The 10,325-nt window shown below is 70.9% G+C and carries 10 protein-coding genes; 3 read left to right on the plus strand and 7 right to left on the minus strand.

Annotated features, from left to right (window positions below; all coding sequences use genetic code 11):
* Positions 1–10: 10 nt before the first annotated feature.
* The 6 genes from FFS51_RS10360 to FFS51_RS10385 all read right to left on the minus strand — a co-directional run bounded on the left by FFS51_RS10360 (position 11) and on the right by FFS51_RS10385 (position 6,159).
* Positions 11–790, minus strand: a complete 780-nt coding sequence (locus FFS51_RS10360) for a glucosamine-6-phosphate deaminase (protein WP_045245873.1) — start codon at positions 788–790, stop codon at positions 11–13.
* Positions 783–1,709 carry an ROK family protein gene (locus tag FFS51_RS10365; RefSeq protein ID WP_137878289.1) on the minus strand — a complete coding sequence of 309 codons (927 nt, stop codon included), beginning with the start codon at positions 1,707–1,709 and terminating at the stop codon, positions 783–785. The genes FFS51_RS10360 and FFS51_RS10365 overlap by 8 nt, the downstream gene beginning before the upstream one ends.
* A gap of 43 nt (positions 1,710–1,752) precedes the next feature.
* Entirely contained in the window at positions 1,753–2,595 is an 843-nt protein-coding gene (locus tag FFS51_RS10370; RefSeq protein WP_137878290.1) for a carbohydrate ABC transporter permease, read from the minus strand.
* Positions 2,592–3,554, minus strand: a complete 963-nt coding sequence (locus FFS51_RS10375) for a carbohydrate ABC transporter permease (RefSeq protein ID WP_137878291.1) — start codon at positions 3,552–3,554, stop codon at positions 2,592–2,594. Before FFS51_RS10375 ends, FFS51_RS10370 begins: the two co-directional genes overlap by 4 nt.
* 82 nt (positions 3,555–3,636) lie before the next feature.
* Entirely contained in the window at positions 3,637–4,905 is a 1,269-nt protein-coding gene (locus FFS51_RS10380) for an extracellular solute-binding protein (protein WP_056207861.1), read from the minus strand.
* Positions 4,906–4,980: 75 nt separating this feature from the next.
* Positions 4,981–6,159: an ROK family transcriptional regulator gene (locus FFS51_RS10385; RefSeq protein ID WP_137878292.1), complete on the minus strand. Its 1,179-nt coding sequence runs from the start codon at positions 6,157–6,159 to the stop codon at positions 4,981–4,983.
* A gap of 167 nt (positions 6,160–6,326) precedes the next feature.
* Here FFS51_RS10385 and FFS51_RS10390 point away from each other — a divergent pair, with 167 nt between their 5' ends.
* Positions 6,327–6,791, plus strand: coding sequence for a hypothetical protein (locus tag FFS51_RS10390; protein ID WP_137878293.1), 465 nt, complete (start codon positions 6,327–6,329; stop codon positions 6,789–6,791).
* Between the two features lie 94 nt (positions 6,792–6,885).
* Positions 6,886–8,304 carry a L,D-transpeptidase family protein gene (locus FFS51_RS10395; RefSeq protein ID WP_137878294.1) on the plus strand — a complete coding sequence of 473 codons (1,419 nt, stop codon included), beginning with the start codon at positions 6,886–6,888 and terminating at the stop codon, positions 8,302–8,304.
* A gap of 69 nt (positions 8,305–8,373) precedes the next feature.
* On the opposite strand, the gene FFS51_RS10400 is transcribed toward FFS51_RS10395, so the two are convergent.
* The gene (locus FFS51_RS10400; RefSeq protein WP_045245731.1) at positions 8,374–9,591 is read right to left on the minus strand and encodes an NADP-dependent isocitrate dehydrogenase; all 1,218 of its coding nucleotides are present in this window, start codon (positions 9,589–9,591) and stop codon (positions 8,374–8,376) included.
* 184 nt (positions 9,592–9,775) lie between these two features.
* Between FFS51_RS10400 and FFS51_RS10405 the strand changes: the two genes are divergently transcribed.
* The gene (locus FFS51_RS10405; protein WP_137878295.1) at positions 9,776–10,228 is read left to right on the plus strand and encodes a GNAT family N-acetyltransferase; all 453 of its coding nucleotides are present in this window, start codon (positions 9,776–9,778) and stop codon (positions 10,226–10,228) included.
* Positions 10,229–10,325 lie beyond the last annotated feature (97 nt).

The raw sequence follows: 10,325 nt of genomic DNA on the forward strand, positions 1-10,325 counted from the left end.
GCGGCTCCGGTCACAGACCCTGCCAGGCCGGCTTGTTCGCCCAGGCGTAGCGGTAGTAGTCGGCGTCGCCCAGCGCCGACGCCGCGGCCTCGTCGATCACGACCGTGGCGTGCGGGTGCAGCTGGATCGCCGACCCGGGCACCGAGGCCGACAGCGGTCCCTCGACCGCGCCGGCGACCGCCGCCGCCTTGCCCTCGCCGAACGCGAGCAGCACCAGGTGGCGCGCCCGCAGGATCGTGCCGAGTCCCTGCGTGATGCAGTGCATCGGCACGTCGCCCGGCGACGCGAAGAAGCGCGCGTTGTCGCGCCGCGTCTGCGCCGTCAGGGTCTTCACGCGCGTGAGCGAGGCGAACGACGAGCCCGGCTCATTGAAGCCGATGTGTCCGTCGGAGCCGATGCCGAGGATCTGCAGATCCACCCCGCCCGCCTCGGTGATCGCCCGTTCGTAGTCGGCGCCGGCGTGCGCGATGCCCTCGAGCGCCCCGTCGGGCGTGCGCACCCGGTCGGGGTCGAGGCCCAGCGGCTCGACCACCTCGCGCGTGATGACCGCGCGGTACGACTCGGGATGCCCCGGCTCGAGCCCGACGTACTCGTCGAGCGCGAAGCCGCGCACCCGCGACACGTCGAGGTCGGCAACGAGCCGCGCAAGGGCGCGGTAGACCGGCAGCGGCGTGGAACCGGTCGCGAGCCCCAGCACCGCGTCGGGCGTGCGGGCGATGAGGGCGGCGATCTCGCGGGCGACGAGGGAGCCCGCGGCATCCGCGTCGGGGAGGATCACGATCTCAGCCATGGGTCATCGTCTTCCGGGTCGCGGCGGCGCCGACGAGCGCCGCACCGAAGGCGGGCGCCGGCGAGGCCGGGGGCAGCAGACGCAGCCGGGCGGGCACGTCGAGGGAACGGAGGAATCCGGATGTCGCGGTGCCCTCGTCCAGCGCCGCCTGCACCGGCACGGTGAGGCGCTCGCGCAGGGCGGTCAGCCCGCCGCCGAGCACGACGGTGTCGACGTCGCACGTCAGCACCAGCAGGCGCACGGCGGCGGCGACGCCGCGCGCGAGGCCGTCGCGCAGCTCGACCGCCCGCGGATCGCCGGCGTCGGCAGCGTCGAACACGTCGCGCACCGGCAGCACGGCCGCGCGCCCCCACCTCTCGGCGATCGCCCCGCCTCCGGCGAGGGCCTCGATGCAACCGCGCTGGCCGCAACGGCACGCGGGGCCGCGCGGATCGATGGACACGTGGCCCACCTCGCCCGCCGCCCCCCGTGCACCGCGCCACAGGTCGCCGTCGACGACGATGCCGGCGGCCACGCCCGTGCCGAGGTTCAGGTAGGCCATGCTGCGGTCGAGCCGTTCGATCGCGTAGGCGCCGAGCGCGGCCGCCTTCACGTCGTTCTCGACCCGCACCGGCGTGCCGAGCACAGACGCGACGACGGATGCCACCTCCAGCCGCTCGAGCCCCAGATTGACCGCGTGCACGACCCGCTCGCCGCGGTCGTCCACCTGGCCCGGAAGCCCGACCCCCACCGAGGCGAACGACGCGACGGCGACGCCGACCTCGCCGGCGAGGTCGTGCACCGTGTCGACGATCGTGCGGACGACACCCTCCGGGCCCACCCGCGTCGGGCGGCGCACCCGCACGACCACCTCCCCGGTCGCGTCGTCGACGGCGACGGCGTCGGTCTTCGTACCGCCGACGTCGAGGCCTACCCTCATGAGGCGCCTCCCCCGCGGGGAGGGGCGCTGCGCGGCATCCGGGTCATCCCTTGACCGCCCCCGACACGAGGCCCGCGGCCATGCGCCGCTGCACGATCAGGAAGAACACGATCACGGGGATCGCCATGAGCGTGGAGGCGGCCATCACGACCGACCAGTCGGTCGCCTTCGTGGCCTGCACGAAGCTGCGCAGCCAGATCGGCAGCGTCTGGGATTCGGGGCGGGTCATGATCACGAGCGCGAACACGAACTCGTTCCACGCCTGGATGAACGCGAACACGCCGGTGGCGACGAGACCCGGGGCGAGCAGGGGGAACGTCACCCGCCAGAACGCGCCGGTACGGCTGCAGCCGTCGATCATCGCCGCCTCCTCGAGGTCGGCGGGAATGCCGGCGACGAACCCCCGCAGGGTCCAGATCGTGAACGGCAGCACGAGCGCGATGTAGACGAGCGACAGCCCGATCATCGTGTTCACGAGGTGCCAGCCGTCGAGCACGCGGAAGGTCGAGATGATCATCGACTCCGCAGGGATCATCTGCACGACGAGCACCGTCACGATGATCGCGGTGCGCCCGCGGAAGCGGAACCGCGACAGCACGATCGCCGCGAGGAAGGCGAAGACGAGGGCGGCGGCGACCGTCACGACCGTCACGACGACGCTCGTGAGCAGGGCCGCGCCGAAGCCGCTGGAGCCGAGCGCGGTGACGTAGTTCTGCACCGTGAACAGGTCGGGCCACAGGTGCGGGGTGTCGCTCTTGATGGCGGACCCCGGCAGCAGCGAGGTGTTGACCATCCAGTAGACGGGGAAGATCGAGAACGCGATCACGACGACCGCGGCGGCGTTCAACAGCACGCGGGAGGTGCGTCGGCGGGCGAGGGCGCTCACGCGCGGTCCTCCTTGAGCATGGAGCGGATGTAGTACGCCGAGAGGGCGAGCATGATGACGACGAGGATGACGCTGATAGCCCCGCCCGCGCCGAGGTCGCCCGAGGCCATCGAGACGCTGTAGATGTAGACGCCGATCGTGTTGGTGTCGGCGCGCACGCCGCCCACGGTCTGCAGGGCGTAGATCTGCGCGAACACGCGCAGATCCCAGATGATCTGCAGGATCAGCAGCACCGTGAGGATCGAGCGGAGGTAGGGGAAGACCACGAGGCGGAACCGCTGGAGCCCGCCGGCCCCGTCGAGCGCGGCGGCCTCGAGCACCTCGTCGGGCACCTGGGTGAGACCGGCATAGACGGTGAAGGCGACGAAGGGCACGGCGCCCCACGTGATGATGATGGCGGCGACGGTGAAGAAGCTCACCGGGTCGATCAGCCAGCTGTGGCCGGTCCAGTCCTGGCCCGTCACCCGGGTGAGCACCCAGTTCACGAGACCGTACTGGGTGTCGAAGATCCAGCCCCACACGATCGTGGCGGTGAGGGCCGGCATCGCCCAGGCGAGCAGCAGCGCCACCGAGACGGCGGTGCGCATGACCGCGCGCAGCTTCGTCATGAGCACCGCGATTAGCACGCCGAGGATCATGGTGGCCGCCACGCTCACCACGCACAGCACGACGCTGCGGGCGAGCACGGTCCAGAACTCGGGGTCGCTGAGCACCCGCGCGTAGTTCTCGAGGCCGACGAACAGCGGCGGCTTCCCGAAGATCTGCTCGCGCCCGAACTTCTGGAACGACATCACGATCAACTGCACCAGCGGCCAGCCGATGAACACGGCCAGCATGATGAACGCCGGCAGCAGCAGCACCCACGGGGTGCGGGAACGGCGGCGCCGGACGGGCGGCGCGGGGCGGGCGGAGCCGCCGGACGCGGCATCCGTCACCGTCGGGGCGAGCTGGGTGGTCATCGCGCGCCTCCTCTCGTCGGGGGTCGGGGGGAATCCGGGCAGGGAACGGGGCGCCCCGCGATGCGGGGCGCCCCGGGGTGGGTCATCCGTTGAGGATGCTGTCGATCTGCTGGTCGAGCGCGGTCGCCAGGGTCTTCGCGTCGCCGCCGTTGGCCAGCTGCACGAAGAAGTCCTGGAGGATGCCCTTGGCCTCGACGTCCGCCCACTTGGGCGAGGCCGGGGTGAGCTTCGCGTTGGCGGCCGCCGAGGCGATCACCTTCGCGAGCTCGGGCGTGGCCGCGGCGACCTGGCCGCCGAGCGACGTGCGCGCCGGCACGAGCCCCGCCTTGGCGAGCAGGCCCTGGTAGTCGGTGCCGAGCATGATCTCGAGCGCCTTCTTGGCCAGGTCCTGGTGCTGCGACTTCGCGGCGATGCCGATGTTCGAGCCGCCCGCGAAGACGGGGGCGACACCGCCGCCGGCGCCCGGGAGGGCGAAGTAGCCGGTCGTGTTGGCGAGAGCCGTGGGCGCCTTGTTCTCGTCGGCGACGATCGACCAGTACGCCCAGCTGGGGGCGGAGTAGGTCGCGGCCTTCTCGGTGCGGAAGGGCACCCAGCCGTCGGTCTCGTCGCCGTCCTTGGGGGCGAGCGAGGTCTTCATGAGCTCCTGCACCTGCTGGAGGCCCTTCACCGACGCGTCGCTCTCGAACTGGGCGGTCCACTTGCCGCTCGAGTCCTGCGTGGCGATGTCGCCGCCGTTGGCCCAGATGAACGGCAGCGCGTTGTACCAGTCCTTCCCGGGGAAGTACACGCCCGAGACGCCCGGGAGCTTCTGGGCGAGGGTCTGCGCGTTCGAGATGTACTGATCGAGCGTCGTCGGCACTGACACGCCCGCCTGCTGGTACTGGGCCGTGTTGTAGAACACGACGCGGGCACCGGAGTAGTACGGGGCGGCGTAGAGCGTGCCGTCGTACGTCCCGGCCTCGACGAAGCCGGGGAGCAGATCGCTGCCGCCCAGCTGGTCCTTGATGTCGTCGAGCGAGGCGAGGGCGCCGCTCGAGGTGAAGGCGGCGGCCTGGGTGTTGCCCATCTCGACGATGTCGGGGGTGTCGTTCGACGACAGGCTCGTGGTGAGCTTGTCGACGAGGCCCGTCCACTGCTGCTGTTCGATGACGAGCGTCGAACCGGGGTTCTGCGCCTCGAACGTCTTCACGAGGTAATCGCGGGCTTCCTGGGGGGTGTCCGTTCCGACGAGCCAGACGCGGATCTGCGCAGGGCCGCTGGAGGTCGACCCGCCGCTGCCGCTGCCGGCGCAGCCGCTGAGCGCGAGGGCCGCGGCGCCGAGGAGGGCGACCGCTCCGAGGGACTTCTTCATGGGTGTCCTTCTGTGTTCTCTCTGGTGTGGTGGGTGATGGCGACGGATGCCGCCTGCTTCCTGGTCGACCGCCGGCTACGAGACTCCGAGCCGGGCGGTCAGCACCATGACGGCGGCGCCGCGCAGGACGATGTCCGCGCCTTGCGCCGTCATCCGCACCCGCACGCCCTCATGGAAGGGCGCGAGCGTTCGGGTGCGGAGGGCCTCGGCGGTGGCCTGCGCAAGCACACCGCCGAGGAGTTCAGTGGGGCCGGAGAGCACGATCTCCGACAGGTCGAGCACCCCGACGACGGGGGCGAGCGCGATGCCGAGCCGTTCGCCCGCCTCACGCAGCACGGTGTCGCCCGCGGCCGGGTCGGCGGCGATGCGCGCCTCGATCGCGGGCACGGCGAGCCACGCCTCGAGGCAGCCGACCTTGCCGCACGCGCACACGGGGCCGCCATCGGTGCCGACGGTGACGTGCCCGAGCTCGCCCGCGGCGAAGCGGGCGCCGCGCATGGGCTGACCCCCCGCGAGCAGTCCCGAGCCGACACCGCGTCCGACCTTGACCAGCAGCACGTCGTCGCCCGCGCCGCCGAACGTGTACTCGGCGAGCACGGCGGCGTTCGCGTCGTTGGCGACGAGCACGGGCAGGTCGAGGGCGGCGTTCAGGGCGCCCTCGAGGTCGAAGCCGGCCCATCCGAGGTTGGGGGCGGTGAGCACGGCGCCGCGGTCGTCGACGACGCCCGGGGTGCCGACGCCGACGCCGAGCACGGGAGCGTGGGCCTCGCCGACGAGCTGGCGGGCGAGGTCGATGACGGTGGGGAGCACCTCGGCGGGGTCGGACGGATGCGGCCGCTCGGCGCGCGCGACGATGTCGCCGTCGAGGGTGAGCACCGCACCGAGGAAGACGTCGGCACCGGAGAGGTCGAGGCCGACGATGCGGTGCCCGTCGCGGTGGATGTCGACGAGGATCGCGGGCTTTCCGGGCCGGGAGTCCTCCCGCACGCCCTTCTCGATCATGAGCCCGTCGCCGATGAGCTCGGCGACGAGGTCGGAGATGGTGACGCGGGTGAGGCCGGTCTCCCGCGAGAGGTCGGCCCGGCTCATCGCGCCCTGGTGGTAGAGCGTCTGGAGGACGAGGGATCGATTGTGGGCGCGCGCGTGCTCGGGGAGCACTTTGACGCCCGACCGGAGGGCACGACCGGGGGCGAAGGCGAGAGCACTTGCTCCCTCGTGCCCGGAGGGGCTGCGCGGGACATCCGTCGTCGTCATGTTTGTTAGTACACCTTACGAACAAACTTGACGCAAGCATTTCCTTCCCGCGCCGCCGACGATTAACACAACCGTTACGTGGCCGTGCCGGCGCCACGGGCCTGTGGGGAACGATGCACACCCTCCCGCGCGAGCCCGTAGCCTGACCCGGTCTGGAGGTCAGAGACATGCCCGCTTCCCCCCGCCGCGGCGCCCGCAACGGCGCGGTCGCCGCACTCCTCCTCGTGGTCGCCCTCCTCGCCGCCGGGTGCACCGGAACCGCGGCGCCCGCCTCTTCCGGCACCGCTGTCGACCAGCCCGGCGACGAGGGCCAGTCGACCGCCGAGGCCTGCGCGCTCGTCGCGTCGACGATCGCCGATGTGGGGAGCGGAGTCTCCGAGCAGAGCGACGCGCAGGCCGCGGCATCCGCTCTCGCCGACGCCTCGGCGCGGCTGCGCGACACCCAGCCGCAGATCACGAACGACGCGGTCGCGGCGGCCGTGGTGCCGCTCATCGAGCTCTACGCGTCGGTCGGCGACGCCATGACCGCGATGGCCGCCGGCGACGCGAGCAAGCTCGACGACCTCGCCGGACTCTCCGCCGACATGCAGGGCGCGCTCGGGCGGTTCGGCGAGGTCTGCGGCGTGTCCTGACCCCCTGCCCGGTGTGATGCGAATGTGACCTCACCGGGCATTTCCCCTCCAGCCCCACGCGTACCATGGAGGCACGAATCGCAGGGGGTTGCCGATGTCCGACGAGTCCGCGCACACGCCGGAGCCCGAGTACGCCTGGGCGCCGGCCGAGCCGCCGCGTGCGCGCCGTCGCCTGGGCTGGTGGATCGGTGCGCCGGCCGTCGCGCTCGCCGTCGTCGCGGTCGTCGCCGCATCGCTCGTGCTCATCGCTCCGGGCACCGCCGTCGCCGGTGTCACCGTCGGCGGGATGACGCCGGGGTCCGCCGCCGCCGCCATCACCCAGCGACTCGCCGAGACCACGGTCGACATCACGACGTCGGCGGGCACCGTCTCGGTCACCGGTGCCGATCTGGGTGCGACGGTGAACGCCACCGAGATCGCCTCGTCGGTGTTCGAGACCCGCCCCGCCTGGAACGTCACCCAGTGGAACGGCACCCCGGTCGCGGTCGACGTGACCGTCGACGCGGCAGCCGTGCACAAGGTGCTCGCGGCCGCGGCCCCCGACCAGAACACCGAGCCGACCGATGCATCGGTCGGCTTCGACAGCGCATCCGGCGCGTACACCGTGACCCCGGCGGTCGCAGGCTCCGGCCTCGACGCGACCGCCGTGACGGCCGCCCTCGTGAGCGCCTTCACCGACGGTCGCTCATCGACGACGATCGCGGGCCAGCGCGTGCCGCTCAGCCCCGCGGTGACGACGGATGCCGCCACCGCCGTGGCCTCGAACCTCAACCATGTGCTCTCCACGGCCGGCTTCTACGTCGGCGAGGAGCGCACGGTCCCGCTCGACGCCGCGACGGTCGCCTCGTGGCTGACGGTGAGCGACGCGAACGGCGCCCTCACGGTGACCGCCGACCGCACCGGCATCCAGAAGGCCGTCGACGGACTCGCCGCGGCGGTCGACACCGCGCCCGTCAACGCCAAGATCATCACCGACCTCCAGGGCAAGCAGCTGGGCACCGAGAACGACGGCACGAATGGCCGCTCGATCGGCGACACCACCGGCATCGCCGCCGCCTTCGCGTCGCAGCTCGGGTCGGCCACCACATCCCCCGACGCCGGCGTCTACCGTCTCCAGGTCGCCGAGACCGCGTTCCAGACCGAGACGGTGAGCCGCAACATCGACGTCAACCTGACCACCCTCACCACGACGCTCTACGAGAACGGGCAGGTCGTCGCGAGCTACCCGGTCTCCCCCGGCAAGCCGTCCACGCCGACCTCGACGGGCAACTTCCGCATCTACGCGCACATCGCACTCCAGGACATGGGGTGCACGGCGACCTCGACCTATTGCACCAAGAACGTGCCGTGGGTCTCCTACTACAACGGGGACGAGGCGCTGCACGGCGCCTACTGGCACAACGAGTTCGGCATCCGCGGCGTCAGCCACGGCTGCGTGAACATGCGCATCCCCGACGCGAAGTTCGTCTACACCTGGGCGCCGATCGGCACGCAGGTCAGCGTGCACTACTGAGCCCGGGACGACCCCTGACACGACGAAGGGGGCGGATGCCGCAGCATCCGCCCCCTTCGTCGTGACGTCTCAGGCGCCCAGGCGCGCCTTGAGGTTCGCGTCGATCGTCGAGAGGAAGTCCTCGGTGGTCTGCCAGGCCTGCTCAGGGCCGACGAGCATCGCGAGGTCCTTGGTCATGGCGCCCGACTCGACCGTGGTGATCACGACGTCCTCGAGGGTGGCCGCGAACTCGATGAGGGGCTGGTTGCCGTCGAGCACGCCACGGTGCTGCAGGCCGCGCGTCCACGCGAAGATCGAGGCGATCGGGTTGGTGGAGGTGGGCTTGCCCTGCTGGTGCTGGCGGTAGTGACGCGTCACGGTGCCGTGCGCGGCCTCCGCCTCGACGATCTTGCCGTCGGGGGTGGTGAGCACGGAGGTCATGAGGCCCAGCGAGCCGAAGCCCTGCGCGACGGTGTCGGACTGCACGTCGCCGTCGTAGTTCTTGCACGCCCAGACGTAGCCGCCCTCCCACTTGAGCGAGGAAGCGACCATGTCGTCGATGAGGCGGTGCTCGTAGTGCAGTCCCTCGGCCTCGAACGCCTGCTTGAACTCGGCGTCGTAGACCTCCTGGAACAGGTCCTTGAAGCGGCCGTCGTAGGCCTTCAGGATCGTGTTCTTGGTCGAGAGGTAGACCGGGAACTTGCGCGCGAGACCGTAGTTCAGCGAGGCGCGGGCGAAGTCGCGGATCGACGCGTCGAGGTTGTACTGCACCTGGGCGACGCCGTCGCCGGGCGCCTGGTAGACCTCGAACTTCAGCGGCTCGCTGCCGTCCTCGGGCGTGAACTCGACGGTCAGCGTGCCCTTGCCGGCGAAGCGGAAGTCGGTCGCGCGGTACTGGTCGCCGAAGGCGTGGCGGCCGATGATGATCGGCTTGTTCCAGCCCGGCACGAGGCGCGGGATGTTGGAGATGATGATCGGCTCGCGGAAGATCACGCCACCGAGGATGTTGCGGATGGTGCCGTTGGGCGACTTCCACATCTTCTTCAGGCCGAACTCCTCGACGCGGGCCTCGTCGGGGGTGATGGTGGCGCACTTGACGCCCACGCCGTGCTTCTGGATCGCGTGCGCCGCGTCGATCGTGACCTGGTCGTCGGTCGCATCGCGGTGCTCGATGCCGAGGTCGTAGTACTCGAGGTTCACATCGAGGTACGGGTGGATGAGGGAGTCCTTGATGAACTGCCAGATGATGCGGGTCATCTCGTCGCCATCGAGCTCGACGACCGTTCCCTCGACCTTGATCTTCTCCACCGGTGGATCCTCACTTCTCGTGCGCTTCTCAGACCGCGGACCAGCCTATCGCACGGAGAAAGTATCTCGATATCAAGAGAATTCATGGATGCCGCGACCCCCGGTGGCGGCGGCATCCATGGGCTTCTTGTGAGGTTCGCACACAGGCGTTGGGACGCACCCGCACAGGGGCTAGCCTGTGACCATGGCCGACCTCCGTCTGGAAGAGCTCTCCGCCGCCACCATCGTGGCCGTGAACAGTCTGTCGCTGAAACCCGGGCAGGAGCAGTTCCTCGCACCGGTGAGCTACGGCATCGCCGCGACCGTCGTGAACCCCACCACCACCTGGCAGCGCGTCGTGCTCGAGGGTGACGATGTGGTCGGTTTCGTGAGCGGCAACTTCGACCCGGACGCCCTCCAGGACCACTTCCGCTCGGTGCTCTGGCGCATCAACGTCGACGCCGACGACCAGGGCAAGGGCATCGGGCGGTTCGCCGTCGACGGCCTGCTCGCCGAGGCGCGCACGCGCGGCTCGAGCCGTCTCACCGTCATCTACGAGCCGGGCGACGGCGGCCCCGAGGCCTTCTTCCGCCGCGTCGGCTTCACCCCCGTGGGCGAGACCGAGTTCGGCGAGACGATCGCCGAGATCTCGCTCTGATCGGGCGGATGCCGCGGCATCCCCCCCCCTCACCTCACCCGATGAGGCTCGGCTGCAGATCGCGCAGGGTGCGGCGGTGGGTCATCCGCGTCACGCC

Source organism: Microbacterium sp. 4NA327F11 (assembly GCF_005503465.1).
In the GTDB taxonomy this organism is placed as follows: domain Bacteria; phylum Actinomycetota; class Actinomycetes; order Actinomycetales; family Microbacteriaceae; genus Microbacterium; species Microbacterium ginsengisoli.

What these genes read in the sequence shown, in the direction of transcription:
- FFS51_RS10360 (WP_045245873.1), bottom strand. Translation starts at nt 790, where the DNA reads ATGGCTGAGATCGTGATCCTCCCCGACGCGGATGCCGCGGGCTCCCTC.
- FFS51_RS10365 (WP_137878289.1), bottom strand. Translation starts at nt 1,709, where the DNA reads ATGAGGGTAGGCCTCGACGTCGGCGGTACGAAGACCGACGCCGTCGCC.
- FFS51_RS10375 (WP_137878291.1), bottom strand. Translation starts at nt 3,554, where the DNA reads ATGACCACCCAGCTCGCCCCGACGGTGACGGATGCCGCGTCCGGCGGC.
- FFS51_RS10380 (WP_056207861.1), bottom strand. Translation starts at nt 4,905, where the DNA reads ATGAAGAAGTCCCTCGGAGCGGTCGCCCTCCTCGGCGCCGCGGCCCTC.
- FFS51_RS10385 (WP_137878292.1), bottom strand. Translation starts at nt 6,159, where the DNA reads ATGACGACGACGGATGTCCCGCGCAGCCCCTCCGGGCACGAGGGAGCA.
- FFS51_RS10390 (WP_137878293.1), top strand. Translation starts at nt 6,327, where the DNA reads ATGCCCGCTTCCCCCCGCCGCGGCGCCCGCAACGGCGCGGTCGCCGCA.
- FFS51_RS10395 (WP_137878294.1), top strand. Translation starts at nt 6,886, where the DNA reads ATGTCCGACGAGTCCGCGCACACGCCGGAGCCCGAGTACGCCTGGGCG.
- FFS51_RS10405 (WP_137878295.1), top strand. Translation starts at nt 9,776, where the DNA reads ATGGCCGACCTCCGTCTGGAAGAGCTCTCCGCCGCCACCATCGTGGCC.